Genomic DNA, 26,789 nt, shown 5'->3' with positions numbered 1-26,789 from the left:
GGACCCATTCCGGTGCTTGGTATAGACCAATGGGCGGTGCATGCCGCAGTATCGACCCTCGTGGCACGCACGAGACACGTGGTGGCCGTCGACGTCGGCGGAACCGAGACCAAAGCAGCGCTGGTGGCGGGTACGCCGGAGCGCGTGGTCGCGGTGGAACAGCAGCGGCGGAACACGCCGAAGGGCGTGGACGGCCCCTCGACAGCGGAGGCGGTGGTGGACCTGGTCGTCGACGTCGTCGACGGGTTACGGGCCTCCTCCGAGCACGGGGTCGACGCCGTCGGCGTCGTCGTCCCCGGAGTCGTCGACGAGCGCGCGGGTGTCGGGGTGTACTCGACCAACCTGGGCTGGAACCACTTCCCGTTCCGCGAGCGGATCGCCGAGCGCACCGGGCTGACCGTCGCGTTCGGACACGACGTGCGGGCGGGCGGGCTCGCGGAGTACCGGATGGGCGCGGCGCGCGGCCTGCGCAACGGGGTGATCATGCCCATCGGCACCGGGATCGCGGGCGCGCTGGTGCTGGACGGCCGGATCTACGGCGGCGACGGCTACGCGGGCGAGGTCGGCCACGTCGACGTCGGCCACGGAGATCCTTGCGGCTGCGGGCAGATCGGCTGCGTCGAGGTGCGCGCGTCCTCCGGCGGCATCGCCCGCCGGTTCACCGAGCGCACGGGAATCCCCGTCGGCGGCGCGGCCGAGGTGGCGGCCATGGTGCGCGCGGGCGATCCCGACGCGCGCCTGGTGTGGGACGAGGCGATCGACGCGCTGGCCAGGGGGATCGTGCTCCTGGCCGGTGTGCTCGGGCCCGAGGCGGTGGTGCTCGGCGGCGGTCTCGCCCTGTCCGGGGAACTGCTCGTGGCGCCACTGGCGAAGAGGCTGGACGGGTTGATCACCTTCCAGCGACGACCTGAACTGCGGCTGGCCGCGCTCGGCGACGAGGCCGGATGCCTCGGCGCGGCGCTGCTCGCCATCGACGAGTTGGAGGGTTCATGAGCACGTGGGGCGGACCGGTGGACGTGACCTTGACCGGTGGTCGGGTGGTCACGCCGGACGGCGTGCTCGAATCCGGGTGGCTCGCCGTGCGCGACGGCCGGATCCTGGCCGTCGGCGAGGGCGCCCCGCCGGACGGGCCGACGACGGACGTGAGCGGGTCGTGGCTGGTGCCCGGCTTCGTCGACATCCACTGCCACGGCGGCGGCGGTGAGGCGTTCACCAACGCCGACCCGGACCGCGTGCGCAAGGCGGCGTCGGCGCACCGCAGGCACGGCACGACCACGCTGTTGGCCAGCCTGGTGTCGCGGCCGGTGCCGGAGATGGTGGAGCAGATCGCGAAGCTCGCCGAGCTGACGCAGGACGGCCTGATCTCCGGCCTGCACCTGGAGGGCCCGTTCCTGTCCGCCGCCCGCTGCGGCGCGCACGACCCGGCGATCCTGCGCCCGCCGGACCGCGACTCCGTGACGAAGCTGCTCGCCGCGGGCGGGGGCGCCGTCCGGATGATCACCCTGGCGCCCGAGCTGGAGGGCGCGGTCGACGCGGTCCGGCTGCTGGTCGACAACGGTGTCCTGGCGGCGGTCGGCCACACCGACGGCACCGAGGCCCAGATCCGTCCCGCGATCGACGCGGGCGCGTCCGTGGCGACCCACCTGTTCAACGGCATGCGCCCGCTGCACCACCGCGAGCCCGGCCCGATCGGCGCGCTGCTGGACGACGAGCGCGTCACCGTCGAGCTGATCTGCGACCTCGTGCACCTGCACCCCACGGCGGTGCGGCTCGCCGCGCGGCACGCGGGCACGGGCCGCACGGTCCTCATCACCGACGCCATCGCGGCGGCCGGTGTCGGCGACGGCGTGTACGACGTGGGCGGCCTGGAGGTGCGCGTGGTCGACGGTGTCCCGACGCTCGCGGGCGGCGGTTCGCTGGCGGGCAGCACGCTGACGATGGACGCGGCGTTCCGCAACGCGGTCACGTCGTGCGGGCTGAGCGTCGTCGAGGCGTCCCAGGCCGCGTCCACCCGGCCCGCCGCGCTGCTCGGTCTGAGCGCCCAGACCGGGGAGCTGCGGGCCGGTCTGGCGGCCGACCTGGTCGTGCTCGACGCCGAGCTGCGGCCACGCGATGTGATGAGCAGGGGCGCGTGGGTCAAGGACTAGGTCGCGGACTCGGCTAGCGTCGGAGCCATGACCGACGACCAGGAGCGGCTGGTGGCCAACGCGCTGCGCGCACAGGCCACCAGTTCCGGCCTGCACGTGGTCCAGCCCGTGCCACCACCCCTACCGCACCCGCCGTCGCTGCCGGTGCGGTGGGTGCTGCTGCTCGCGCTCCTCTTCGGACTCGCTGCGGGCACGGTCGTCGGCATCGTCGTCACGTTGCGCTGAACGCCCATCACCGATGCCGGAAATGACCAAGTTCACCGGCCTGTACCGTGGTCTCCGTGACCATCGCGCTCACCACCTCCACGGTTGCCCTTGGCCCGCAGTGGCTCAACCCCGAGTACCTCCTGAGCAGCTTCGGGGGGTTCGCGCTCTTCGCACTCTGCTTCATCATCTTCGCCGAGTGCGGCCTGCTGGTCGGCTTCTTCCTGCCGGGTGACTCGCTGCTGTTCACCGCGGGGCTGTTCGTCGCCACCGGCGCGCTGGACTACCCGTTGTGGCTGGTCTGCGTGCTCGTGACGGTGTGCGCCATGGTCGGCAACATCGTCGGCTACTACATCGGCCACCGCGCCGGGCCCGCGCTGTTCAGCAAGCCGGACTCCAAGATCTTCAAGAAGGAGTACGTCGAGAAGACGGAAGGCTTCTTCGAGAAGTACGGCGCCCGCGCGATCGTGATGGCCCGCTTCGTGCCGATCGTCCGCACCTTCATCACGGCCATGGCCGGTGTGGGCCGGATGGACCCGAAGAAGTACTTCACCTACTCGGCCATCGGCGGTGTCGCCTGGGCCGCCGGCCTGACGATCCTCGGCTACTTCCTCGGCCAGATCGAGTTCGTGCGCAAGAACATCGAGATGATGCTGATCCTGATCGTGCTGATCTCGGTCGTGCCGATCATCATCGAGTTCATCAAGGCGCGGCGCGAGAAGAAGTCGCTGGTCGCGCAGGAGGTCGAGGACATCACCCAGGTCCTGCCGCGCGTCGACTCCGCTTCGGACGCCACGCAGGTCATCCCGCGCGCCGACTACCGCGACCGCTGAGGCCCCGCCTCCGAACGCGCCCGCCCGGAGAACCCGCACCAACCTCCCGGAAGCCCTTGCTGGTACCGGGAGGCTGACGAGATCGTTCCGCCCGCAGACCGGTGGCGCACGACGCCCGCAGGCGAAGGGCTAACCGGTCCCGGAGCGCGACCGTCCGAAGTGGATGGTCGCGCTCCGGGACCGGTGCTTGATCGTGCCGATGCCGTGCTCGCCGGTGACCGTCCCGCCGAGGGCGACACCGGTGGACAGGATCATCGTTGCGCCGCAAGGCCCAACCTCGGAGCTTTCCCTCGGTGGACCCCGGTCCTCGGTTAGCTTTTCTGGGCACAGGGTGCGCATCGAGGGGGATCACATGGGAACAGCGGGTTTATCGCGGCGCGCCTCCGGTGTGCTGGTGGTGTCGGCCTCGGTGATGGCGATGGCGGTGGCACCCGCGTCAGCCGATCCGGTGGGGCCACCGGCGACGCCGACCGGGCTGGTGGTGTCGGATCATCCGTGCGACGGCGACCCGATCTTCGTGTACGACGACCACGGGCTGGCACGACCTGTGGGTCCGGAGCCGCACCTCGGCCGGGATCGAGTCGCCGTACAACGAGGCCTACTACTTCTACGTCGCGGACTAGTCGTGGCGCGGCAGGGTGTTCGGCCCCTGCCGCGCTACAGCGAGAACATCGAGCCGGGGTTGAAGACGTTGCCGGGGTCGAGCGCGCGCTTGATCTCGCGGTGCACGCGCAGGCCGACGGGGCCGATCTCGCGGGCCAGCCACTCGCGCTTGATCTTGCCGATGCCGTGCTCGCCGGTGACCGTGCCGCCGAGGGCGAGCCCGATGGCCAGGATCTCGTCGAAAGCCTTGCGGGCGCGGGAGAACTCGTCCTCGGACGTGGGGTCGTAGACGATGGTGGGGTGCATGTTGCCGTCGCCCGCGTGGCCGACGACGGCGATGCGGAGGTCGACCTCGGCGCTGACGCGCTCGCAGCCCGCGATCAGTTCGGCGATCCTGGTGCGGGGCACGCAGACGTCGTCGGTGAGCCACGCGCCGTAGACCTCCAGCGCGGTCAGGACGGCGCGGCGGGCCGTGAGGAGGTCGCGGCCCTCGGAGACGTCCTCGGTGGCGTACACCAGTTCGGCGCCCGCGTCGGTGCAGAGCTGCTCGATGACGGCGAGTTCGCGCATCCCGGTCTCGGCGCCCGCGTCGGACTGGCAGATCAGCAGCGCCGCGCAACCGGGACCCGCGCCGAGTTCGGTCTTCAGGTACGTCTCGACGGCCTCGATGGACGTGCGGTCCATGATCTCCATCAGCGACGGCACCAGGCCCTCGCGCACGACGGCGCTGACCGCGATCCCGGCCGCCTCGGTGGTGTTGAACGCCGCCACCAGCGTCACCGGCGCCTGCGGCAGCGGCCGGAGGGCCAGCGTCGCCTTCGTGATCACGCCGAGCGTGCCCTCGCTGCCGACGAACAGCTTGGTCAGGTCGTAGCCCGCCACGCCCTTCACGGTGCGGCGGCCGGTCTTCAGCAGCTCGCCGTCCGCGAGCACGACCTCCAGGCCCAGCACGGAGTCCGTCGTGACGCCGTACTTCACGCAGCACAGGCCGCCCGCGTTCGTGGACAGGTTGCCGCCGATCGTGCACCAGTCGTAGCTGGACGGGTCCGGCGGGTAGAACAGGCCGTTCTTCTCCACGGCCCCGCGCAGGTCGAGGTTGACCACACCGGGCTCGACGACCGCGAGCCGGTTGTCCGCGTCGATCTCCAGGATCGCGTTCATCTTCGTGGTCACGAGCACCACGCAGCCGTCGACCGCGTTGGCCGCGCCGGACAGGCCGCTGCCCGCGCCGCGCGGGACGATCGGGACGCCCGCCGCGGCGCACGCGCGCACGACGGCCTGGACCCCTTCGGTGTCGGTGGGCAGGACGACGGCGAGCGGTGAGCCGTACGGCGCCAGCGGCATCATGTCGCGCTGGTAGGCGGAGGTGACGTCGGTGTCGGTCAGGACGGCGTTCGGACCCAACGCCGCGCGGAGTTCTTCGACCAGGGCCATGCACTGCACGCTAGCCGGGTCTTCGTCACACCGGAACCGGGGCGTTTGCGACATCCGGGCACAGACGACCCCCGTGGCCGGGACGACCGTACGGCGACATCCACGGGCATGGCGCAGACTCGACGAATGGTCAAAGTGGAGGCCGGGAACGGCCAGCTCACCCACCGCCAGATCCTCGCCGTGCTGAGCGGCCTGATGATCGGCATGTTCCTGGCCGCACTCGACCAGACGATCGTCGGCACGTCGATCCGGACGATCGCGGACGACCTCCAGGGGCTGAGCCTCCAGGCGTGGGCGACCACGGCGTACCTGATCACGTCGACCATCTCGACACCGATCTACGGCAAGCTGTCGGACATCTACGGCAGGCGGCCGTTCTACCTCGCCGCGATCACCATCTTCGTGGTCGGCTCGCTGGCCTGCACGTTCTCCACCTCGATGTACGAGCTGGCCGCGTTCCGCGCGTTGCAGGGCCTCGGCGCGGGCGGGTTGATGTCGCTGGCGTTCACGATCATCGCCGACATGATGCCGCCGCGCGAGCGGGCCAAGTACCAGGGCTACTTCCTGGCGGTGTTCGGCACCTCCAGCGTGCTCGGGCCGGTCATCGGCGGTTTCCTCGCCGGTACGGACACCATCCTCGGCATCACGGGCTGGCGGTGGGTGTTCCTGGTGAACGTGCCGATCGGCTTCATCGCGCTGGCCGTCGTGTGGCGCGTCCTGCGGCTCCCGCACGAGGCGCACGACCACCGCGTCGACTACTGGGGCGCGCTGTTCCTGACCATGGGCATCGTGCCGCTGCTGATCGTCGCCGAGCAGGGCCGCGAGTGGGGTTGGGGCTCGGTCGGGTCGGTTAGCTGCTACGTCATCGGCCTGGTCGGCGTGGTGCTGTTCATCTGGGTCGAGTCCAAGATGGGCGACGAGGCCCTGATCCCGCTCAAGCTGTTCCGCACGTCGACGTTCACGATGATCATCATCGCCGGGTTCGTCGTGGGCATCGGCATGTTCGGCGGCATCTCGATGATCCCCCAGTACTTGCAGATCGTGAAGGGCCACACGCCGACCGAGGCCGGGCTGCTGATGATCCCGATGACGCTGGGCATCATGGTCGGCTCGATCATGTCCGGCCAGATCACCTCGCGCACGGGCCGCTACAAGATCTTCCCGATCATCGGCACCGCGCTGATGGTGGTCGCGATGTTCCTGTTCCAGACGGTGGACGTCGACTCCTCCATCTGGCAGCCGACGATCTACATGACGATCTTCGGCTTCGGCCTCGGCAACTGCATGCAGACCCTCACGATCGCCGCGCAGAACGCCGTCCCGACCCGCGACCTCGGCGTGGCCACCGCGTCCGCCACGTTCTTCCGCCAGATGGGTGGCACGGTCGGCGTCGCGGTGTTCCTGTCGATCCTGTTCAGCACGGTGCCGGACAGCATCAAGGACGCCTTCACCCGGATCGTGCCGACACCGGAGTTCCAGGCCGCGCTGAAGGACCCGGCCGTGCTGGGCAACCCGGTCAACAAGCCGGTGCTCGACGCGCTCCAGGGCGGCGGCGGCAACGCGGGCGTGCTCCAGGACTCGTCGTTCCTCCAGCAGGTCGACCCGCGGCTGGCGCGGCCGTTCCTGGAGGGCTTCGCCGAGTCGATCGACGCGGTGTTCCTGACCGGCGCGTTCGTCATGGTCGTGGCGTTCGTGACGACGTTCTTCATCAAGGAGATCCCGCTGCGCACGACCACCTCGGACAACCTCGACTCAGTACCGCACGTGTGACGCCGAGCCCGTCAGGTCGCGGATGCCCCGCCACAGCAGGTCGGTGGTCAGCGCGACGACGTGCTCGCGCGGGACGTCCCGGTTGCTCCACCACCACGTGGCCATCGCGTTCAACGCGCTCCTGGCCGCCTCCGCGAGGAGTTCGTCGGCCCGTGCCCGGTCGAGGTCGACGGACAGGTCGAGGCGCGGCACCGACCGGAACAGCCCCGTGAGGTGCCTCGTCGCCCGCGCCTGCCCCTCGCGGTGCACGCGCGCCACGTCCTCGTCCCGCGGCGGCTCACCGAAGATCATCCGCCAGGCGTGCTCGTTGTGCTCGATCCACGCGTAGATCGAGCTGACGCGACCGTGGAACAGGTCGTACGTGCTCACCGGCGCGACGGGCGCCGACCACTCGTCCACCAGCGAGTCGACCTGCTGCACGAGGAGCACCGCGTACAGGTCCGCCTTCGATGCGAAGTGGTCGTAGAGCACCGGCGTCGTGATCCCCGCCTTGGTCGCCACCTCCCGCATGCCCGCGTGGGCGTAGCCGGTGGTGGCGAACACCTCCGCCGCCGTGGCGAGGATCTGCTCACGGCGCTGCGGCTTGGTCATCCTTGAGCCCGACATAGCACCGTCGAGGCTAGAACGGATCAGCGACGAGCCGTGCCGGTCGTTCGTACCACAGAGACGAACGCGCGGAAGCTCTCCACGGGGAAGCTGAGAACGGATTCGGGGTTCTTCGAGTCCCGAACACCCACCTGCCCGCCGAACGCCACCTCGACGCAAGCACTGTTGTCGCTAGAACCGCTGTGGCTGCTCTTACGCCAAGCCACCTCGACGCAGTTGCCGTTGTCGTTGGCACCGCTGTAGCTGCTCTTACGCCACACGGCGGCCCTCCTACAGCTCATCCAAGACCCGCCTGATCAGCGCCTTCGAACGCTGGGGGTCGAGCGCCGAAGACCTCAGGCTCTCGACGACGAGCCTACACCGGTCGACATCCGCATCACGCTTCACGAAGGTGGATACGAAGATGTTTTCGAAGAAAGCGACATCGGGCTCGTGCGGATCGGCGAACTGGAGCACCGAGAAGGGCCCGAGCAGCCCTACATGAGCACCCGCCCCGGTGGGCAGAATGTGGATCGTGACCGAATCCAGCTCGGCCATGTCGAGCAGGTACCGCAGTTGCCCGACCATTACCACCGGTCCGCCGATGAGTCTGCGCAAAGCGCCCTCATCGATGATCGCGACCAGTTCCAGCGGGTCCTCCGGACTGCTCAGCCTCTGCTGCCGAATCTGCCTGATCGACACCTGGTTCCGAAATTGCCTCTCGGTCCGCGGAGCGATCCATGAGCGGAAGACCGCTGTCATGTAGTCCTCGGTCTGCAACAAGCCCGGCAGGTAGGCCAGCGCGAAGTCCCAGACCACCGACGCGGCGGTCTCCATCGCCGGGTACGACCTGTTGGTCAGTCCGAATTCCGTCCACCAGCCCTTTCTGTTCGCCTCCCTGACCAGCGCCAGGATCGGCTCCCACTCCTGAGCCCCCACCCCGTAGAGGTCCAGCATGCTTTTGACCGTGTGTACACCAACGCCGGTCGTCCCCCTTTCGATCCGGTTGAGGGTGGTGTCCGACATCTCCAACCGGTCGTACGCCTCCTCGAACGTCAACCGGGCCGCTGTGCGCAATAGGCGCAGCCGCCTGCCCAGCGTTCGTCGTTGATAAGCCGGGCTGTCGTCGGCACCCACTCGAACAGCATGGCAGGTGACCCCGACAATGTGACGTCGTCACTTGGTCGACGTCTTCCGGATCCTTCTCCCAATGACCCAGGAGAACTATCGGCACGTGATCGAGTACGCCCGGCGGAATGAACCGGTGAAGTACACGGAAGTGGTATCCGATCACGGGTGGTACATCAACTCCGGAGAGGAGTGGCGAATTCGGTACACGGCCGGGTGTGCGCAGGATTTCCTGGACCGGCGGGGTGCGGCGCCCGGTGAGTGGTTGGTCGTCGTGTGGCGGGCCGGGACCAATCAAGACCGTGACCGTGTGTGCGCGATCCGTTACGACGCAAAGCTTTCCGCTACCGGTTGAGTCAAGGTCACCCTGCGGACACCCCTCCCCGACGTAGTCTGAACGGGTGGTTCTGTCCGGTTCGACCCTCACGCTCGCGATCAGTCCGCTCAACCCGCTGGAGACCGCGGGTCCGGTAGCGGTGTGGCTGATCACGCTGGGCTTCCTGTTCGTCGAGTGCGCCTTCATCTTCGGGCTGTTTCTGCCCGGTGATTCGCTGCTCTTCGCGGCCGGTGTCATCCTGGCCCAGCACACCGGTGCGTGGAACGCGTGGCTGCTGTCCGCCGCGGCCATGCTGGTGGCGCTGGTCGGCAACCTGGTCGGCTACTACATCGGCCAGACCACCGGTACACATCTACTTGCCCGCAAGGGCGGCCGGATGCTGAACCGGGCGAACCTGGAGAAGGCCAGGGACTTCCTGGACCGGCGCGGGTTCTGGGCGATCGTGCTGGCCAGGTGGATCCCGTGGGTCCGCACGCTGGCGCCGATGGTCGCGGGCGCGGCGCAGATGGACAAGAAGCGGTTCCTGCTGGCCACGACGCTGGGCGCGCTGGCGTGGGTGCCGACGCTCGTGCTGGCCGGGTACTACGGGGCGGGTCTGCTGACGTCGATGCCGTGGCTGGAGACGACGGCGGTCGTGGTGAGCATCGCGTTCTTCGTCTTCGGCACCGCGTACGGCGTGTGGCGCTACCGCCAGGAGATGCAGAAGCCGATCGACCTCGACGCGGAGGCGGACCTCACACCACGTCGGTGATGAGCAGGTCGGCGCCCGCCTTGGAGGAGTTCACCATCAGGGCGTTGACGTGGTCCGTGCCGTGCAGGACGCGTTCCTCGGCCTCCGCCAGCGTCCGGCCGAACCGCAGGTGGCGGTCTATCAGCCGCTGCACCCTGAGGTCGTCGTCGATGAACAGGAACCAGGCCTCGTCCAGCACGATGCGGACGCGCTTCCACTTGTCGTAGTTCAGCAGCAGGTAGTTGCCCTCGGTGACGATGAGCGGCACGTCCGGGCCGATGGGCACGGCGCAGGAGATGGGCTCCTCGATCTCGCGCCGGAACTCGGGCGCGTAGACGATGTCCGGGCCGGCGGCCTTGAGCCTGGCGAGCAGGTCCACGTAGCCCGCGACGTCGAAGGTGTCCGGCGCGCCCTTGCGCTCGCTGATGCGCAGCCGCAGCAGCTCGCGCTGGGCGAGGTGGAAGCCGTCCATCTCCACGAGCGCCGCGTCTGCGCCGAGCGCGTCGACCAACCGGCGTGCGAGCGTGGACTTGCCCGAGCCAGGTGCGCCGCCGATGCCGAGCAGCCTGCGCTCACCGGTGTCCACGAGCCCGCGAGCCCGGTCGAGCAGCTCGTCGAACTTCACCTGCTGTCCTGCCACCTTGCCAACTCCTCAAGCCAATCCTGCGCGGTGTTGCGCACCCTCACGGCCGCGACCGCGTTCGCATACCCGATCGCTGCCGCGACCGGTTCCTGCCGGGCGAGCGCGACGGCAAGGGCACCGTGCCACACGTCCCCCGCGCCGTTGGTGTCGCGCACGTCCACCGCGGGTACCGGCAGTTCGTGGAACTCCCCGTCACACGACCACGCGACCGGGTTCGCACCGTTCGTCCGGATCACCAGCGGCACCCCGAGGGCGTGCAGCTCGTCCTCGGTCGGCCCGAAAGCCGACGAGCACGCGGCCACGTCCACCAGCGGCAGCAGGTCTTCAAGCACAGGTTTCCAGCTCCCGGCGTCGAGCACCACCGGCAAACCGGCATCTTTGGCCACTTTCGCCGATGTCAGGGCCAGCGGACCGAGGTGCCCGTCGAGCAGCAGCACGTCCGCCCGCAAAACAAACGGCGTTACGGAGTCCACAGTGGCGCGCGGGTCCACTTCGGCCGCGTTGCGGGAGATCACGGTCCTCTCGCCGTCGTGCTCGCGGACCGCGACCATGCTGAGCGAGATGCGGGAGTCGGGCGCCACGTCGTGGAACTCGACGCCCCGCGAGGCGAGGCCGGCGGCGGCGAACATCCCGAGCGCGTCCCGGCCCAGAGCGGTCAGCAGCACGGCCTCGTGGCCGAGGGCGGCCACCGTCGTCGCGGCGTTGGCCGCGGGGCCTCCCGGTGTCATGTGGACACCCCTGGACTGCACCTTCTCACCCGGAACGGGGAATTCACCCACCTGCTGGATGACGTCGACGGTGGTGAGGCCGACACACATCACCGCAACCATCGCGAACGCCTCCTAGCAGGTAGGGTCCGGTCGCAAGCGATTGCGCGAACGGGGAACGGGGCAGGCGCCAGATGATCACCATGAAGGAGGTCGCAACCCTCGCCGGGGTCTCCATCACCACGGTCTCACACGTCATCAACGAGACCCGGTCGGTGGCACCGGAGACGAAGGAACGCGTCCTCAAGGCCATCGAGGAGACCGGCTACACCGGGGACGCCATCGCGCGCTCCCTCGTGACGGGCGGCACGAAGTCCTTGGGGCTGGCCGTCTCGCTGGTGTCGCACCCGTACTTCGCGGAGCTGATCGCCGCCATCGAGAACGAGGCCACGACCGCCGGCTACTCCCTCGTCCTGATCGACACGCGCGACACCGCCGAGTCCGAGCAGGCGGCCGTGCGGATGCTCCGCGGCCGTCGGGTCGACGGCCTGCTGCTGACACCGTCGGCGGGGGCGGGCGGCGCCGTGCTGCCCGAACTCCGCCGCCTCGGCATCCCGACGGTGCTCGTCGACCGGCTGACGATGAGCCAGGACATGGACCAGGTCGGGCCGGAGAACGTCCAGTCCACGTCCCAGTTGGCGCGGCACCTGGCCGAGCTTGGCCACCGGAGGATCGGGATGGTCACCGGCCAGATCGGTCTCGCGACCACCGACGAGCGCGTACTCGGCTACCGCCTCGGGCTCGGCCGGTCCGGTCTCCAGTGGGACGAGGACCTCGTCTCGTCCGACGGCAAACTGGGCCCGCTGCTGGACCTGGAGTCGCCGCCGACGGCCGTGATCGCGGGCGACCACATGGTCCTGACCAGCGTGATGCACGAGATCCGCACCCGCGGGCTGCGGATCGGCCGGGACCTGGCGCTGGTCTCCTACGACGAGGTCGAGTGGTCCGAACTGGTCGAACCGGCGCTCACGACGATGGCCCAGCCGATCGAGGAGATCGGCCGAACGGCCGTCAGGTTGCTGCTGTCGAGGATCACCGACCCGCACCGCCCGGCGGAAACCATCCGGCTCGCGCCGACGCTGAAGCACCGACAGTCCTGCGGCTGTCACTGAGCGCAATATGATTTACATCAACCCCTATTCCGGACAACGTTCTCGGAGAGCGTACTTTTCGTCCTTATCGTCGGACGCATGCTCATCAGGACACCGATAACACGGCAATCAGGGGAGCTTCCGAGTCCGACACGGGACGTCCCCATTCGACGCGGGCGAACGCTCCGGCTTTCGCCGCCCCGGCAGTTCATGCGCGACCTGCTCCACCATTCGCGCAAGGTCCCCAGCGTGCCGATGCAACGGCGGATGCGCCTGGGCGACGTGGTCGCCGCGCGGGCCACGGCGACCGACCACGTGAGTTGGTGCGCGATCTTCATCAAGGCGTACGGCGTCGTGTGCTCCAGGCACCCCGAGCTGCGCCGCGCGTACTTCTCGTTCCCGCGGGCCCAGCTCTACGAGCACCCCGAGACGGCCGCGTCGTTCAGCGTGGAGCGGGTGTACGAGGGGGAGAGCGCGGTGTTCTTCACCCGCGTCCCCAGGCCCGAGACGCTGTCGCTGCGCGAGGTCGACGCCATCGTGCGCAAGTACAAGACGGCTCCGCTGGAGAGTTTGCGCAGCTACCGGCGGATCCTCAAGCTGAGCGGCCTGCCGTTCCCGGTCCGCAGGCTGATCTGGTGGCTCGCGGTGCAGGCCCGCGGCCCGTTCCGCGCCTACTTCCTCGGCACGTTCGCGGCCAGCACCACGGCGTCCGAGGGCGGGGCCAGCCTGCACCAGCTCTCGCCGTTGACGACGACGTTGAACTACGGGCAGTTCGAGGACGACGGGACGTTGGACGTGCGACTCACCTACGACCACCGGGTGCTGGACGGGTCGACGGTCGCCAGGGCGCTGGTCGAGCTGGAGTCCGTGCTGCGCGGGGAGATCGCCGCGGAACTCTCGGAAACAACATCATGACGACTTTGGAGAATGCCGTTGCGGTAAACCTCTCCTCCGAGGAATTCTGGTCGTCGTCTCCCGAGGACCGGGATTCCCGATTCGCCGAGTTGAGACGGAATCATCCGGTCTCGTGGCAGCCGGCCATTGAAAACCCCGTTATCCCCTCGGTGGAAACGCAGGGTTATTGGGCGGTCGTCAACCATGACGACGTTTCCGAAGTCAGTCGAAATCCTCGAACGTTCTCCTCCTCCGCGTACTTCGGCGGCGTGACCCTGGAGATCCTGCCCCCCGCGCTGGCCGAGGCGACGCAGTCGATCATCGCGATGGACGGCCCCCGGCACGCCCGGCTCCGCAAGCTCATCACCACCACCTTCACCCCCCGCCGGATGGCGCGGATGGACGCCGCCATCCGGCGCGCCGCCCACGACGTGGTCGCCTCCGTGGCCCACCTCGGCGAGGTCGACTTCGTCACCGGCGTCGCCGAGCGGCTGCCGATCTGGACCATCTGCGAGATCATCGGGCTGCCCGAGGACCAGCGGGACCGCGCCCTCGTCCACGCGAACGCCATGATCGGCTGCAAGGACCCCGAGTTCGGCGGCACCGACCCCGGACAGGCCATCCGCGACGGCGTGGTCGCGTTCACCGCCATGTCCCTCGACCTGATCGACGAGAAGCGCGACCACCCGACCGACGACCTCATGAGCGCGCTCATCCAGGCCGAGGTCGACGGCGAACGGCTCACCGACGACGAGATCCGCGCGTTCTTCATCCTGCTGTTCATCGCGGGCAACGAGACCACCCGGCACGCCATCAGCCACGGCGTGCACGCGCTCGACCGCTTCCCCGCCCAGCGCGCCCTGCTGCTCGGCGACCTCGACGCGCACCTGCCGGGCGCGGTCGAGGAGGTCCTGCGCTGGTCCACCCCCATCATGACCTTCCGCCGCACCGCCGTGGAGCGCACCGAACTGGGTGGGCAGACCATCGAGGCCGGGGAGCACGTCGTGCTCTTCTACTCGTCGGCCAACCGCGATGAACAGGTCTTCACGGACCCGTGGAACTTCGACATCACCCGCACGCCGAACCGGCACATCGCCTTCGGCGGCGGAGGACCGCACTACTGCCTCGGCGCGCACCTCGCGAAGCTCGAACTGCGGCACGTCCTCACCGAGGTCTACCGGCAACTGCCGGACCTCCGGATCGGCACGCCGCGGTACGTGGCGGGCAACTTCATCAACGCGATCGGCCGGATGCCCGCGTACTTCACCCCCACCGGGAGGCGGCCGTGAAGCAGGTGGTCACCGGCGCGACCGGGCTGGTCGGGGCGGCCCTGGTCCTGGAACTGCTGGCGCGCACCGACGACGAGGTCGTGTGCCTGGTCCGGCCCGGCCGCAAGGTCGAACCGGAGGAGAAGCTGAGGACCGCGCTGGCCAAGGCGGCCCGCGAGTACGGCGCGGACGGGCTGGAGATCGACAAGCGCGTCACGGTCGTCCCCGCCGACCTCGGCAAGCCGCGCCTCGGCGTGGAGGGCCTGAGCGGAGCCGGGGAGTTCTGGCACAACGCGGCGGACCTGCGGTACGAGGACCGGCACTGGGAAGCGTTGCGGGACACCAACGTCGAGGGCACCCGCAACGCGCTCGACCTGGCCGAGGCCGCGGGCGCGTCGACGTTCAACTACACGAGCACGGCGTACGTGGCGGGACGGTTGGACGGCGAGATCCCCGAGGTCCGGATGGACGGCGTGGAGACCAACAACCGCTACGAGGACAGCAAGATCGGCGCCGAACGCCTGGTGTCGGAGGCCACGGCGTTCGCCACCAGGACGTTGCGGCCCAGCGTCGTGATCGGTCACAGCCGCACGTACGCGCTGTGCGGCGGGCAGTCCGGGCTGTACGGGATCCAGCGCAGGCTCTCGCAGTTCCGCCGGGCGCTCGGCGCGCTGGGGTCGCCGGAGGACCTGGCCACGCCGATGCGGGTGCGCGCCGAAGCGCTCGCGCGGGTCAACCTGGTGCCGGTGGACCTGGTCGTGGCGGACGCCGTGAGCATCAGCCAGTCCGGGTCGACAGCCGAGGTGTTCCACCTGACCCACCCGGCCCCGCTCCAGGTCGGACCGGGCCTCGGGGTGATGTTCGAGAAGGCGGGGCTGCCCCGGCCCGTGCACACCGACGACGTCACCGGGTTCACCCAGTTGGAGCGGGAGTTCGACCGCAAGATCGAGTTCTACGGCTCGTACATGACCGGCGACAAGCGGTTCGACCAGAAGAACCTGGTCGACGCCGTGGGTTCGCCCGCGCTGCACTCTTGGCGGTTCGACCTGGACGAGCTGGCCCACTACCTCGACTGGTACCGCGGGCTGCTGGCCCGCTAGCGGCGCGGCGGGTCGAAGCCGCTGCGCTCCAGCAGCGCGGCGGCTTCGAGGGCCATCCACCCGCCGAGCTGGACGGACAGGTCGTTCTCCGGCCGTCGCCCCCCGGCGACGGCCGGTTCCGTCCACTCAGGACCGAACATCGGCCCGCTGACGGCCACGGTCCTGTTGTCCCACACCGCTTCCGCCGACGAGAACACGACGTCGGCGGCGATGTCCGCGGCGGCCCGCCGGTCGAGGTCGGGCAGCGCGACGGCCGCCCGCGCCAGGTAGCGCAGCAGGATCCCGCCGAACAGCCCGCCGTCACCACCGCCGTGGCCGCGCAGCACCCCGTCGACCGCGAGTTCCTTGTCGACCGCGCGGATCAACCGCTCGACCCGGTCCAGCGCCGACGGCGACTCCCGCACCAGTTCGAGGTTCGCCCCGAGCAGAACCCCTTGGCAGTACGAGTAGACGTTCTTCTCGATCTCGCGGATCTCACCGTTCGGGTGCACGTGCAGGCCGTCCCACGCCAACCCCGACTCGGGGTCGACCAGGTTCGACTCCATCCAGTCCACGATGGACCGCGCCCGGCCGAGGTCGCCGCGCGACCCGCCCGCCCTCGACAGGCGGGCGAAGAAGATCGCCGTCGGACCGTTCGCGGGCACGTTCTTGAAGTCGTCGTTCCGCTTCCACCAGATCCCGCCGCCACCGTGGTCGGTCCAGCCGTCGCGCAGCCGCGCCGCGATCGCCGCGACCCCGGCGGGCCTGGAGACCCCGACGTCCTCCGCCGCCCGCAGCAGCGCCAGCCCCAGCCAGGCCACGTCGTCGTAGAAGTCGTTCGTCCACCCGACCAGGTTCCGCACCCGCACACCGCGCACCAGCCGCCGCACCACCTGCTTGCGCGCCTCGGTCGGCGCCCGCAACTGGGCGTCGACCACGCAGTCCAGCAGGTGGGCCTGCCACCAGTAGTTGAACCGCACGTGCAGGTGACCGCGCCAGTCCACCGGCCAGGCGGCGACGCCGAGCAGCGTTCCCGGCACGCCCCAAACCCGGCGCAGGTGGCGCGAGTGCACGGCTCGCTCGGCGACTCCGGCACGTGCCGCCAGGAGCTTCGGGGTGGACCTCTCGACCGTCACGAGGTCATCGTGCGTTCTTGACCGTTCCAGACGCGCGCTGGAAGAGGTCCCAGTGGTACAACGCCATGGCGACGGACGTGGTCAGGTTGTAGCTGGACACCAGCGGCCGCATCGGCAACGACACCAGGTGGTCCGCCCGCGCCCGCACCGCCGCCGACAACCCGTGCCGCTCGGACCCGAACGCCAGCACCGCGTCGGCCGGAATCCGCACGTCCACGATCTCCGCCCCGTCCGCGTCCAGCGCGAACACCGGGCCCTCGACGCCGTCCAGCGTGTCGAGCCTGCCGACCGGAAGCGCGAAGTGCAGCCCGGCACTGCCGCGCAGGACGTTCGGGTGCCACGGGTCGACGTCCCCGATCGACAGCACACCCCCCGCCCCGAGCCCGGCGGCGACCCGGATGACCGCGCCGAAGTTGCCGAGGTTGCGGGGGTTGTCGAGGAGGACGAGCGGGGCGTCGCGGTCCTTGGCGAGCCCGGCGACGTCGACGGCGGGCCGCGCGGCGAACCCGGCCACACCGGTCGGGTGCGGACGGCCGACGAGCCGGGTGAACTCGGCCTTGTCGACCTCCCGCGCGTGGCCGAGCCGTTCGAGGAGGTCCGGCGCGTGCGACTCCGCGAGCCCGAGCAGCGCGGACGTGCTCAGCGTCACGAGGGGTTCCACGGGCGCGCCGAAGCGCAACGCGTGCTTCACCGCGTGGAAGCCCTCCAGCAGCACGGTCCGCTCAGTGGGCTCCGACGTGGCGCGATTCGGCGTGGCGCTCACCGCGCCACCGCAGGTAGTAGCCGGTCCACGACCCCAGCACCAGGACACCCACCAGCAACTGCACCGCGCCTGCGGCCGTCTGCGGGTAGAGCACCCCGTCGATGTAGTGGTCGATGAAGCCGTCCACCAGTTCGGGCTGCCCCGCGCGGACGCGGAAGAAGTTCTCGGCAGCGGTCAGCGGGCAGTTCAGCGGGAACGCGACGACCAGGAGTCCCCACGTCGCCATGGCCAGGTGCGGGTAGATCAACCCGCGCCAGTGCCAGGCCAGAAAGCCGCCCACGATGAGGAACACCAGGACGGCGAAGTGCACAGTCATGATCAGCTCGGCCAGCGCTTGAGAGACCACGTCCACCTCCCCGTTCCAATGTAGAACGGGGATTCCACCCAGCGCGCGTGATAAACACCCGGTTCACCCGCGCGGTAGCGCCTGCCACGGCACCCGGCCCCCCAGGTCGAGCAGCAGATCCGCCAGATGACCCAGCGGTGCTTGCACCAGGTGGCCCGGCACGACGGCGGCGAGGGCGTGCTCGTCGAACGCGAACGCGACGCCCGCCGCGCGCGGGTCTTGCAGCAGCGCCTGCGTCAGGCCGGACCCGAGCAGGGCCGTCGCGAACGCCGGGTTCGCCCGGCGCACCTCGTAGCGCTGGTCGAACAGCGGGTCGCCGGTGAGGGTGAACTGCTCGAAGATCCCCCACACGCTGTCCTCGCGCGGGCTGACCAGCACCCACGGGCCGGGCATCGGCCGGGGCACGACGACCGCGGAGTAGGTGCGGAACTCGTGCGTCACCACGTTGTCCGTGCGCAGCACGACCTCCACGGCGAGCACGGGCACGCCGCGCCACTGGCCGACGAGCTGGTACTTCACCCGGCTGCGGTCGGCTTCGAGCATCCGGCCGACGTGCGGCACCCGTTCCTGGAAGCCCTGGTCCTCCGCGACGAACCGCCAGCCGAGGCTCGCCTCGACCGCGCGCATCCGCTGCTCCCACTCCGACACGAACTGCTGGTTCGTGAACGGGTTCCGCTTGCGACGGGACAGCCCCACCGCGACCCCGGCCCCCAGGATGGCCAGGATCACGAGGAGGAGGACCAGCCCGGTCATCAGCCCAGACCGAGGTCGGCCAGGTCCAGGAGGTAGCGGTAGGGCAGCCCCTGGGCCTCGATGATCTCCTTGGCGCCGGTGCCGCGGTCCACGACGGTGGCCACGCCGACCACGGTCGCGCCCGCCTCGCGGAGCGCTTCGACGGCCGTCAGCGGGCTGTTGCCGGTCGTCGTCGTGTCCTCAACGGCCAGCACGCGCTGACCGGTGACCTCGATGCCCTCGATGCGCCGCTGCATGCCGTGCTTCTTGGCCTCCTTGCGGACGACGAACGCGTCCAGCACGTCACCGGAGGCCGCGGCGGCGTGCATCATCGCGGTCGCGACCGGGTCGGCGCCGAGCGTGAGGCCACCGGCGGCGACGTAGTCCCAGTCCGCGGTGAGCTGCCGCAGCAGCCTGCCGATCAGGGGGGCCGCCGCGTGGTGCAGCGTCGCCCGGCGGAGGTCGATGTAGTAGTCCGCCTCACGCCCCGAGGACAGCGTCACCCTGCCGTGCACGACGGCCAACTCACTCACCAACCGGGCCAGTTCTGCTTTGGCACCGGCGTCAAGGACCACTTCGGTTCGCACGGGTCCCAACCTTTGCACACCCCCCGGCATCTGCGCGATCAGGTCCTGCCCCGACCACCCGCGAACCGCGACGCCGCCTTCCGCAGCAGCGCCCTCGGGATCAGCCTGCTCACCGCCACGACCGCCTTGTACTGCAAGCCGGGAACGGACAGCGCCTTGCCGCCGCGCAGGTCGGCGAGGCAGTCGTGCACCAGCCGGTCGGCGTCCAGCCAGAGGAACTCCGGGGTGCCGGTCATGTCGATCGCCGCGCGCTCGTGGAACTCGGTGCGGGTGAAACCGGGGCACAGCGCCATCACCTTCACCGGCGACCCGGACGCCTCGATCGCCATCGAGATGCCCTCGGAGAACAGCGTCACGTACGACTTCTCGGCGCTGTAGGTCGAGCCGCGACCGGGCAGGAACGCCGCGACGCTGGCCACGTTCACCACGGCACCACGACCGCGTTCGACCATGCCGGGCACGACGGCCCTGGTGAGCCGCAGGACGCTCGTCAAGTTCACGTCGAGCTGCGCCTGGAGGCGGTCGACGTCCATGGTCAGGAACTCGCCGGCACTGGCGAACCCCGCGTTGTTGACGAGCAGGTCGACCGGGCGCTCCGGGTCGGTGAGGCGCGCCTCGACGACCGCCCGCTGCTCCGCGTCGGACAGGTCGGCGGCCAGCACCTCGACGGCGACGCCGTGGCGCTCGGTCAACCGCCGGGACAGGTCTTCGAGACGGGACGTCGTCCGCGCGACCAGCACGAGGTCGTGCCCCTCGGCGGCGAGACGACGGGCGAACGCGGCTCCGATACCGGCGGTCGCCCCGGTGACCAGTGCGGTGGGCATGGCCGGAACGCTAGCGGGTCTAGCTCGCGGGCTTGCGACCGAACGACGGGCGGTAGACCTCGCCACCGGTCTCGGCGTCCTGCTCGGCGTCGAACGGGTCGACCACGTCGGCCAGCTCGCCCACGTCGCGCAGGAGCCGTTCGAGCCGGGCCGGACTGGAGTTCGGCGGCGCCGCCGCCATGACCCAGTCGCCCTCGAACCACACCACGGTGACGTCCGCGCCGATCTCCTCGGCCGCGTCGACCAGGTCGGGCGTGATCAGCTTGCGAGCCGCCGCGAGCTCGGTGACGAACGCGTAGCGGGACCCGACCGGACCGAGGAGGTCCGGCATCTGGTCGCGCTGGAAGGGCACGCTGGGCAGCCACAACTCGATCACCACGGACAGCGGGCGGCGGCAGCGAACACCGACCAGCACCGAGTTGACCTTGCCGTTGGTCTCGTGGTCCAGGACGTACACCTGACGCCTGCCGTCAGCGGTGAACGTCGAACCCGCCACCACGTCCCTGGCGATACCGGTGCCGTAGTAGGCGATGGCACCGCTCTCCCAGCGGGTGGGCAGGACGTGATCCGTCTCCTCGAACTGCCAACCGCGCAACGCGGCCCACCGACGGCGTTCGCGGTTGCGCGCGGTGCGCTGCGCCCGATCGGTCGCGAGCAGCGCGAAACCGGCTACTCCCGCCACCGCGCAGACGGTGAACCAGACCCAGGCAGGTATTCCCACAGGTGCGAGGGTAGCGGTCCCGTGGAGCATTACGAAGATCACTTGCGGGGTGGTTCCCACGAACAGATCAACCCGTTACCTCGCACGGGGGTGTCGGGGCAGGCGGGGTGGGGTGGGGAGGTGGGGGGAGGGATTTATCGGGGTGGGGGTGGTGGCGGGCGTAAGGTCACGGGTGTTAGGGGGTGGGGGGGGTGGTCGGGTTGGCGCGGGGCGCGTTGACGCCGCTTGACCGGCCCTGATCTGCCCTGATCTGCCCTGACCTGCCCTGACCTGCCCTGACCTGCCCTGACCTGCCTCGACCGGCCCCCGGTGCGCTTTGGCTTTGGCTTCTGGCTTTTGTCTTTGACTTGACCTGCACCGCTACCCAGCCGAGCGGCCCCACCAAACCGACCCGACACAGACCTCCCCCGCCGCCCCCATCCCCAGCGCCCTTCGTGCTTTTCACGCTTTGTCAAGGCATCTTTCCCGCCTTGACAAAGCGTGAAAAGCATTGAAATAATTGCGCGAGAGGGGTGGCGGGGGAGCCATCAAAGACATACCCGCAGGTCACAGCGGGGTCGGCTTCCGTACCGGACATCCAGCGAGGATGTGGCCGATTTGACTTGGGGCCCCTAGATTTGCCCCTTCGTCGGACCAAAACGGCGGGAAGGTGAAGCCGCCGTCCGACGCAAGTTTAAGGGGCAAATCCCCCAAGTAAAATCGGCCACGCTGCGTAGGCGGCGTCCCGCTCCGTAGGTGGTAGGCACGAGACGGCGTCCGGTCTCGTAGGTGGTGGGCAACAGCAAAAACCAAGACGGCCCGCCCCCACCGGGAACGGGCCGTCCTTCATCACACCCTCAAGACCGGCCCACGATCAGCCCCGAGTTGTCATCCATGACATCCACTCGAACCGTGTCGCCATCCCGAACCTCCCCGGCCAGCAACTCCTTCGCCAACTGATCCCCGATCGCCGACTGGATCAGTCGCCGCAGCGGCCTCGCCCCGTAAACCGGGTCGAACCCGTTCAGTGCCAACCAATCCCTCGCCGACGTCGTCACCTCCAACGTCAACCTCCGCTGCCCCAACCTCTGCGCCAGCTTCCGCACCTGGATGTCCACAATGGACGTCAGCTCTTCCGTCGCCAGTGCGTGGAAGACCACCACGTCATCCAGCCTGTTCAGGAACTCCGGCTTGAAGTGCTTGCGCACCACGGACATCACCGCGTCCGTGCGCTGGCGTTCGTCGAGGTTCGCGTCGGCGATGGCGTGGGAGCCCAGGTTCGACGTGAGCACCAGGATGGTGTTGCGGAAGTCGACCGTCCGGCCCTGGCCGTCGGTCAGCCTGCCGTCATCGAGCACCTGGAGCAGCACGTCGAACACGTCCGGGTGGGCCTTCTCCACCTCGTCCAGCAGCACGACCGAGTACGGGCGGCGGCGGACCGATTCGGTGAGTTGGCCGCCCTGGTCGTAGCCGACGTAGCCGGGAGGGGCGCCCACCAGACGGGCGACGGAGTGCTTCTCCGAGTACTCGCTCATGTCGATGCGGGTCATGGCGCGCTCGTCGTCGAACAGGAACTCCGCCAAGGCCTTGGCCAGTTCGGTCTTGCCCACGCCGGTCGGGCCGAGGAACAGGAACGAGCCGGTTGGGCGGTCGGGGTCGGCCACGCCCGCGCGGGTGCGGCGGACGGCGTCGGAGACGACCCTGACCGCTTCCGCCTGGCCGACGACGCGGTTGGTCAGCTCGTCCTCCATGCGCAGCAGCTTGGCCGTCTCGCCCTCCAGCAGCCTGCCTGCGGGGATGCCCGTCCACGCGCTCACGACGTCCGCGACGTCGTCCGGGCCGACCTCCTCCTTGAGCATCGCCGAGGCCTGCTCCGTCGACTTGGTGGCCGCCTCGAGGTCCTTCTCCAACGCCGGGATGCGGCCGTACCGGAGTTCGGCGGCGCGGCCGAGGTCGCCGTCGCGTTCGGCGCGCTCCGACTCGCCGCGCAGCTGCTCCAACTGCTCCTTGAGGTCGCGGACCTTGTCGATGGAGCCCTTCTCGTTCTGCCAGCGGGCGGTCAGGGCCGCCAGGTTCTCGCGCTTCTCGGCCAGCTCGGCGCGCAGCGCGGTCAGCCGTTCCTTCGACGCCGCGTCGGACTCCTTCGCGAGCGCCATCTCCTCGATCTCCAGGCGGCGCACGGCCCGTTCGACCTCGTCGACCTCGACCGGGCGCGAGTCGATCTCCATGCGGAGCCGGGACGCGGCCTCGTCGACGAGGTCGATGGCCTTGTCCGGCAGGAACCGGGAGGTGATGTAGCGGTCGGAGAGGGTCGCCGCGGCGACCAGCGCGGTGTCGGTGATGCGGACGCCGTGGTGGACCTCGTAGCGCTCCTTGAGGCCGCGCAGGATGCCGACCGTGTCCTCGACGCTCGGCTCGCCGACCAGCACCTGCTGGAACCTGCGCTCCAGGGCCGGGTCCTTCTCGACGTACTTGCGGTACTCGTCCAACGTGGTCGCGCCGACCATGCGCAGCTCGCCGCGCGCCAGCATGGGCTTGATCATGTTGCCCGCGTCCATCGCGCTCTCGCCCGTGGCGCCCGCGCCGACGATCGTGTGCAGCTCGTCGATGAACGTGATGACCTGGCCCGCGGAGTCGGTGATCTCCTTCAGCACGGCCTTCAACCGCTCCTCGAACTCGCCGCGGAACTTCGCGCCCGCGACCATCGAGCCCAAGTCGAGTGCCACGACCCGCTTGCCGCGCAACGACTCCGGCACGTCACCGGCGACCACGCGCTGGGCCAGGCCCTCGACGATGGCGGTCTTGCCCACGCCGGGCTCGCCGATCAGCACGGGGTTGTTCTTGGTGCGCCGGGACAGCACCTGGACGACGCGGCGGATCTCCGAGTCGCGGCCGATCACCGGGTCCAGTTCGCCCTTGCGGGCGCGTTCGGTCAGGTCGACGCCGTACTTCTCCAGCGCCTTGTACGTGCCCTCGGGGTCCGGGCTGGTCACCCGCGCCGAGCCGCGCACCTTGGTGAACGCCTCGCGCAGCGCGTCCGGCGTGGCGCCGTGGCGGCGCAGCAGGTCGGCCACCTGGCCGCCGTGCTGGGCGAGGCCGACCAGCAGGTGCTCGGTGGAGACGTACTCGTCGCCCATCTCGGTCGCGAGCTCCTGCGCCTTGGCGAGGACGCGCGCGGCGTCGCGGGAGAACTGCGGGGCGGACATCGTGGAGCCGCTGGCCGTCGGCAGCGCTCGGGAGAGCTGCTCCAGGTCCTTGCGCACGACCCCCGGATCCGCGCCCACCGCGGCCAGCAGCGGCGCGGTCAGCCCGTCCCCCTGAGCCAGCAGCGCGCCGAGCAGGTGCACGGAACCCACGTCCGGGTTCCCCGCCACCGTCGCGGTCTGCACCGCGGCCGAGACCGCCTGCTGAGTCTTCGTGGTCGGGTTGAAAGCGTCCATTCCTCACCCCATCGCAGATGTGCGCGCCAGCTTCCCGCACGCGCTCCCATCATGCACAACGTCAGCAAAGTTGAGTCCGTTCCGCTCAACTTGAATATTCGCTGTGGCGTGAGCCACTTCGCCGGGAAGATCGGCCGATGAGCGCGAAACCACAGCACATCACCTTCAGCAGCCTGGACGCCTACGAGCTGGCGACGTTCTGGTCCAAGGTGACCGGGTACCCGCTGGCCGACGACGACTTCCCCGGCGACCCCGAGGCGTCGGTGCTGGCCCCGACCGGGCCGATCCTCCTTTTCGTGACCGTTCCCGACAAGAAGACCGCGCTCCGGAACCGGGTGCACCTCGACGTCCAGCCGGACACCACGCGCGACGACGAGGTCGCGCGGCTGCTCGGCATCGGCGCGACCCTGGTGGACGACCAGCGCAGGCCCGACGGCCGCGGCTGGGTGGTGCTCGGCGATCCCGAGGGCAACGAGTTCTGCGTCGAGCGCAGCGCCGCCGAGAAGGCCGCGATGCCCTGACGCGCGAAATGCCCTCCGCCGTGTGGATCACACAGCGGAGGGCACATCTTGGCCCCTATCTACCTCCGGTCACCCACATGTAGTAGCGAGTTGTCCACATCAGGGGTGGAGTTATCCACATTCCGCAGGTCGGCATCCACAGGCAGGTGGACAGGTGCCTCTCCCGTCGGTGAACCGACCACCGGCTGCGGGATGTCCATCGAGGTCCGCAGGGGTACTTCCTTGATCATCACGACGGCCACGACCGTGACGACGGCGGCGACGGCCGCGATCAGGAACAGCGTCGCCATCGCGTCGCCGTAGGCCCCGCGCACCAGCGCCTGGATCGGGCCGGGCAGGTGGACGAGGTCGAGCGTGCCGCCACCCGTGCCAGCGGGCGTGCCGGGCGGCAGACCGGCGGCGATCTTCGTGCTGACCTGGCTGGCGAGCACCGAGCCGAGCACCGCGACGCCGGCCGTGCCGCCGAGCGAGCGGAAGAACGTCACCGTGGAGCTGGCGGCGCCGAGGTCGGCCATGGCCACGTCGTTCTGCACGGCGAGCACCAGGTTCTGCATGGTGAGGCCGAGGCCGACACCGGTCAGCAGCATGTAGGCGCCCATCAGCACCAGGTTGGTCCCGTGGTCGATCGTGCCGAGCAGCCCGAGCCCGACGACGAGGACGACCGCGCCGGTCACCAGGAAGTTCTTCCACTTGCCGTACTTCGAGATCAACTGGCCGGAGACGGTCGACGCGATCGTCAGGCCCGCCACCAGCGGCAGCGTGAGCAGGCCGGCCTTCGTCGGCGAGAAGCCGCGGGAGAGCTGGAAGTACTGGCCGAGGAACACCGAGGCGCCGAACATCGACGTGCCGACGGCGACGCTGCCGAGCACGGCCAGCGACAGCGTGCGGTGCTTGAACAGCCGCAGCGGCACGACCGGCGAGCTGGCCCGGCGCTCCACGAAGTACGCGGCAACCAGAGCCGCGGCGGCCCCGGCGAGGTAGGCGAGGGTCTCCAGGGAGATCCAGCCGAAGTCCTTGCCCGCGAACGACACCCACATCAGCACCAGGCTGACGCCGCCGGTGATCAGGAACGCGCCCGCGTAGTCGATCTTCACGTCCTTGCGGACCGTGGGCAGCTTCAGCGTCTTGGAGAGCACGCCCAGCGCCAGCACCGCCAGCGGGACGGTGATGAAGAACGTCCAGCGCCAGCCGAGCCCCGGCGTGTCGACGATGAACCCGCCGACCAGCGGGCCGCCGACCGTCGCCGCAGCCATGACCGCGCCGGTGTAGCCGCTGTAGCGGCCGCGTTCCCGCGGGCTGACCATCGCGCCGATGATGACCTGCGCGAGCGCCTGCACACCGCCCATGCCGAGGCCCTGGACGACGCGGAAGCCGATCAACTGCTCCATGTCCTGGGCGAACCCGGAGAGCACCGAGCCGATCGTGAAGATGGTGATGGCGATCTGGAAGAGCAGCTTCTTGCTGAACAGGTCGGCCAGCTTGCCCCAGATCGGGGTCGTGGCCGTCGACGCCAGCAGGGTCGAGGTGATGACCCAGGTGTACTGGGTCTGGTTGCCCTTGAGGTCCGCGAGGATGGTCGGCAGCGCGTTGGCGACGATCGTCGAGCTGAGGATCGCCACCAGCAGCGCCAGCAGGATCCCGGACAGGGCCTCCAGGATCTTGCGGTGGGTCATGGGTGTCGCGTCTGTCATCGAATGGCCTCCGGGACCAGCAGGTGGGCGCGCAGGTCGTCGGTGAACAAGCCGAACTGGCGTACGAACGCGCGGACGTCTTCTTCCGTCCAGTCGGCGAGCGCCTCCTGGACGAGGGTGATCTGGGCCTGCCGCCAGCCGTCGAGCATCTTGAGCCCGTGGGCGGTGGCGGAGATGAGCTGCGAGCGGCCGTCGTTCTGGCAGGCGCGGCGTTCGACCAGGCCCGCCTTCTCCAGTTGCGCGACCTGCCTGCTCACCACGGACGTGTCGACCAGGTGGACCTGCGCCAGCTCCGACACGCGGGACTCGCCGCGCCGTGCCAGCTCCGCCAGCAGCCCCACGGCCGCCGGGTTCAGGTCTCGCTCTTCCCACACCTTCGTGGTGATCACGTGCTTGAGCTGGAACACCGCGTGCAACTGGCGCAGGACGTCGATGCAGCTCTCCCTGGTCGGGCTCATGCCCATCACCTCGTTAGTTGTCAACGACAACTATATGCCCGGATAGTTGCCCAATACAACTTTTTTGGCTGTGACCTG

General features: G+C 69.5%; 29 protein-coding genes. 12 read left to right on the top strand and 17 right to left on the bottom strand.

Annotation, left to right across the window (positions count from 1 at the left end; translation table 11 throughout):
- Window positions 1-60 precede the first annotated feature (60 nt).
- The 4 genes from NZH93_RS28535 to NZH93_RS28520 are packed head-to-tail and all read left to right on the top strand — an operon-like array spanning window position 61 to window position 3,184.
- Window positions 61-993, top strand: a complete 933-nt coding sequence (locus NZH93_RS28535) for an ROK family protein (RefSeq protein ID WP_259626313.1) — start codon at window positions 61-63, stop codon at window positions 991-993.
- A complete protein-coding gene (gene nagA, locus NZH93_RS28530; protein WP_259626312.1) occupies window positions 990-2,147 on the top strand; it encodes an N-acetylglucosamine-6-phosphate deacetylase in 1,158 nt (385 codons plus the stop codon). Before NZH93_RS28535 ends, nagA begins: the two co-directional genes overlap by 4 nt.
- 27 nt (window positions 2,148-2,174) lie before the next feature.
- The gene (locus NZH93_RS28525) at window positions 2,175-2,372 is read left to right on the top strand and encodes a hypothetical protein (RefSeq protein WP_259626311.1); all 198 of its coding nucleotides are present in this window, start codon (window positions 2,175-2,177) and stop codon (window positions 2,370-2,372) included.
- 47 nt (window positions 2,373-2,419) lie between these two features.
- The gene (locus tag NZH93_RS28520) at window positions 2,420-3,184 is read left to right on the top strand and encodes a DedA family protein (RefSeq protein ID WP_259626310.1); all 765 of its coding nucleotides are present in this window, start codon (window positions 2,420-2,422) and stop codon (window positions 3,182-3,184) included.
- A 129-nt stretch (window positions 3,185-3,313) separates the two neighbouring features.
- Here NZH93_RS28520 and NZH93_RS28515 read toward each other — a convergent pair whose 3' ends face one another.
- Complete coding sequence (locus tag NZH93_RS28515; protein WP_259626309.1) at window positions 3,314-3,439, bottom strand: hypothetical protein; 126 nt, start codon at window positions 3,437-3,439, stop codon at window positions 3,314-3,316.
- A gap of 402 nt (window positions 3,440-3,841) precedes the next feature.
- A complete protein-coding gene (locus NZH93_RS28510; RefSeq protein ID WP_276024289.1) occupies window positions 3,842-5,221 on the bottom strand; it encodes an FAD-binding oxidoreductase in 1,380 nt (459 codons plus the stop codon).
- Window positions 5,222-5,347: 126 nt separating this feature from the next.
- Between NZH93_RS28510 and NZH93_RS28505 the strand changes: the two genes are divergently transcribed.
- On the top strand, window positions 5,348-6,991 hold the full coding sequence (locus NZH93_RS28505) for an MDR family MFS transporter (RefSeq protein ID WP_259626307.1): 1,644 nt from the start codon (window positions 5,348-5,350) through the stop codon (window positions 6,989-6,991).
- Here the strand turns inward: NZH93_RS28505 and NZH93_RS28500 are convergent.
- From NZH93_RS28500 to NZH93_RS28490, 3 genes are read right to left on the bottom strand one after another with little or no spacing between them, the layout of a single operon-like run.
- Window positions 6,974-7,582, bottom strand: coding sequence for a TetR/AcrR family transcriptional regulator (locus NZH93_RS28500; protein WP_259626306.1), 609 nt, complete (start codon window positions 7,580-7,582; stop codon window positions 6,974-6,976). The two genes, NZH93_RS28505 and NZH93_RS28500, sit on opposite strands and share 18 nt — an antisense overlap.
- Window positions 7,583-7,620: 38 nt before the next feature.
- Window positions 7,621-7,857 (bottom strand): DUF397 domain-containing protein, encoded by a 237-nt coding sequence (locus tag NZH93_RS28495; RefSeq protein ID WP_372506896.1) that lies wholly within the window; start codon window positions 7,855-7,857, stop codon window positions 7,621-7,623.
- Between the two features lie 10 nt (window positions 7,858-7,867).
- Window positions 7,868-8,713: a Scr1 family TA system antitoxin-like transcriptional regulator gene (locus NZH93_RS28490; RefSeq protein WP_259626304.1), complete on the bottom strand. Its 846-nt coding sequence runs from the start codon at window positions 8,711-8,713 to the stop codon at window positions 7,868-7,870.
- A 73-nt stretch (window positions 8,714-8,786) separates the two neighbouring features.
- Here NZH93_RS28490 and NZH93_RS28485 point away from each other — a divergent pair, with 73 nt between their 5' ends.
- Together NZH93_RS28485 and NZH93_RS28480 are read left to right on the top strand one after the other, a co-directional pair.
- Window positions 8,787-9,059 (top strand): hypothetical protein, encoded by a 273-nt coding sequence (locus NZH93_RS28485; protein WP_259626303.1) that lies wholly within the window; start codon window positions 8,787-8,789, stop codon window positions 9,057-9,059.
- A gap of 46 nt (window positions 9,060-9,105) precedes the next feature.
- Window positions 9,106-9,792: a DedA family protein gene (locus NZH93_RS28480; protein ID WP_259626302.1), complete on the top strand. Its 687-nt coding sequence runs from the start codon at window positions 9,106-9,108 to the stop codon at window positions 9,790-9,792.
- Here NZH93_RS28480 and NZH93_RS28475 read toward each other — a convergent pair.
- Together NZH93_RS28475 and NZH93_RS28470 are read right to left on the bottom strand one after the other, a co-directional pair.
- Complete coding sequence (locus NZH93_RS28475; protein WP_259626301.1) at window positions 9,776-10,411, bottom strand: nucleoside/nucleotide kinase family protein; 636 nt, start codon at window positions 10,409-10,411, stop codon at window positions 9,776-9,778. The genes NZH93_RS28480 and NZH93_RS28475 overlap by 17 nt on opposite strands.
- Entirely contained in the window at window positions 10,393-11,244 is an 852-nt protein-coding gene (locus tag NZH93_RS28470) for a PfkB family carbohydrate kinase (RefSeq protein WP_259626300.1), read from the bottom strand. The genes NZH93_RS28475 and NZH93_RS28470 overlap by 19 nt, the downstream gene beginning before the upstream one ends.
- 71 nt (window positions 11,245-11,315) lie before the next feature.
- On the opposite strand from NZH93_RS28470, the gene NZH93_RS28465 reads away from it, so the two are divergent.
- The 4 genes from NZH93_RS28465 (at window position 11,316) to NZH93_RS28450 (ending at window position 15,534) form a co-directional block, all read left to right on the top strand.
- The gene (locus tag NZH93_RS28465) at window positions 11,316-12,293 is read left to right on the top strand and encodes a LacI family DNA-binding transcriptional regulator (RefSeq protein ID WP_259626299.1); all 978 of its coding nucleotides are present in this window, start codon (window positions 11,316-11,318) and stop codon (window positions 12,291-12,293) included.
- Between the two features lie 228 nt (window positions 12,294-12,521).
- Window positions 12,522-13,187, top strand: coding sequence for a hypothetical protein (locus NZH93_RS28460; RefSeq protein ID WP_259626298.1), 666 nt, complete (start codon window positions 12,522-12,524; stop codon window positions 13,185-13,187).
- A gap of 248 nt (window positions 13,188-13,435) precedes the next feature.
- Window positions 13,436-14,455 carry a cytochrome P450 gene (locus NZH93_RS28455; RefSeq protein ID WP_259626297.1) on the top strand — a complete coding sequence of 340 codons (1,020 nt, stop codon included), beginning with the start codon at window positions 13,436-13,438 and terminating at the stop codon, window positions 14,453-14,455.
- A complete protein-coding gene (locus NZH93_RS28450; RefSeq protein ID WP_259626296.1) occupies window positions 14,452-15,534 on the top strand; it encodes an SDR family oxidoreductase in 1,083 nt (360 codons plus the stop codon). The genes NZH93_RS28455 and NZH93_RS28450 overlap by 4 nt, the downstream gene beginning before the upstream one ends.
- On the opposite strand, the gene NZH93_RS28445 is transcribed toward NZH93_RS28450, so the two are convergent.
- The 8 genes from NZH93_RS28445 to clpB all read right to left on the bottom strand — a co-directional run bounded on the left by NZH93_RS28445 (window position 15,531) and on the right by clpB (window position 24,041).
- The gene (locus NZH93_RS28445) at window positions 15,531-16,649 is read right to left on the bottom strand and encodes a glycoside hydrolase family 76 protein (protein WP_259626295.1); all 1,119 of its coding nucleotides are present in this window, start codon (window positions 16,647-16,649) and stop codon (window positions 15,531-15,533) included. The genes NZH93_RS28450 and NZH93_RS28445 overlap by 4 nt on opposite strands.
- A gap of 4 nt (window positions 16,650-16,653) precedes the next feature.
- Window positions 16,654-17,412: a TrmH family RNA methyltransferase gene (locus NZH93_RS28440; protein WP_259626294.1), complete on the bottom strand. Its 759-nt coding sequence runs from the start codon at window positions 17,410-17,412 to the stop codon at window positions 16,654-16,656.
- On the bottom strand, window positions 17,372-17,758 hold the full coding sequence (locus tag NZH93_RS28435; RefSeq protein WP_259626293.1) for a DUF2784 domain-containing protein: 387 nt from the start codon (window positions 17,756-17,758) through the stop codon (window positions 17,372-17,374). The genes NZH93_RS28440 and NZH93_RS28435 overlap by 41 nt, the downstream gene beginning before the upstream one ends.
- Before the next feature lie 63 nt (window positions 17,759-17,821).
- The gene (locus NZH93_RS28430) at window positions 17,822-18,511 is read right to left on the bottom strand and encodes a hypothetical protein (RefSeq protein ID WP_259626292.1); all 690 of its coding nucleotides are present in this window, start codon (window positions 18,509-18,511) and stop codon (window positions 17,822-17,824) included.
- Window positions 18,511-19,065, bottom strand: coding sequence for an orotate phosphoribosyltransferase (gene pyrE / locus NZH93_RS28425; protein WP_259626451.1), 555 nt, complete (start codon window positions 19,063-19,065; stop codon window positions 18,511-18,513). The genes NZH93_RS28430 and pyrE overlap by 1 nt, the downstream gene beginning before the upstream one ends.
- Before the next feature lie 50 nt (window positions 19,066-19,115).
- Entirely contained in the window at window positions 19,116-19,901 is a 786-nt protein-coding gene (locus tag NZH93_RS28420) for an SDR family NAD(P)-dependent oxidoreductase (protein WP_259626291.1), read from the bottom strand.
- A gap of 19 nt (window positions 19,902-19,920) precedes the next feature.
- Window positions 19,921-20,622 carry a TtfA family protein gene (locus tag NZH93_RS28415; protein WP_259626290.1) on the bottom strand — a complete coding sequence of 234 codons (702 nt, stop codon included), beginning with the start codon at window positions 20,620-20,622 and terminating at the stop codon, window positions 19,921-19,923.
- Window positions 20,623-21,458: 836 nt separating this feature from the next.
- Entirely contained in the window at window positions 21,459-24,041 is a 2,583-nt protein-coding gene (gene clpB / locus NZH93_RS28410; RefSeq protein WP_259626289.1) for an ATP-dependent chaperone ClpB, read from the bottom strand.
- A 137-nt stretch (window positions 24,042-24,178) separates the two neighbouring features.
- On the opposite strand from clpB, the gene NZH93_RS28405 reads away from it, so the two are divergent.
- Window positions 24,179-24,562 (top strand): VOC family protein, encoded by a 384-nt coding sequence (locus tag NZH93_RS28405; protein WP_259626288.1) that lies wholly within the window; start codon window positions 24,179-24,181, stop codon window positions 24,560-24,562.
- Between the two features lie 59 nt (window positions 24,563-24,621).
- On the opposite strand, the gene NZH93_RS28400 is transcribed toward NZH93_RS28405, so the two are convergent.
- Complete coding sequence (locus NZH93_RS28400; RefSeq protein WP_259626287.1) at window positions 24,622-26,253, bottom strand: MDR family MFS transporter; 1,632 nt, start codon at window positions 26,251-26,253, stop codon at window positions 24,622-24,624.
- Window positions 26,250-26,711, bottom strand: a complete 462-nt coding sequence (locus NZH93_RS28395) for a MarR family winged helix-turn-helix transcriptional regulator (protein ID WP_259626286.1) — start codon at window positions 26,709-26,711, stop codon at window positions 26,250-26,252. Before NZH93_RS28395 ends, NZH93_RS28400 begins: the two co-directional genes overlap by 4 nt.
- Window positions 26,712-26,789 lie beyond the last annotated feature (78 nt).

It is taken from the genome of Umezawaea endophytica (genome assembly GCF_025061645.1).
GTDB classification, from domain to species: Bacteria; Actinomycetota; Actinomycetes; order Mycobacteriales; family Pseudonocardiaceae; genus Umezawaea; species Umezawaea endophytica.
This window is presented reverse-complemented; position numbering and strand designations above follow the sequence as displayed.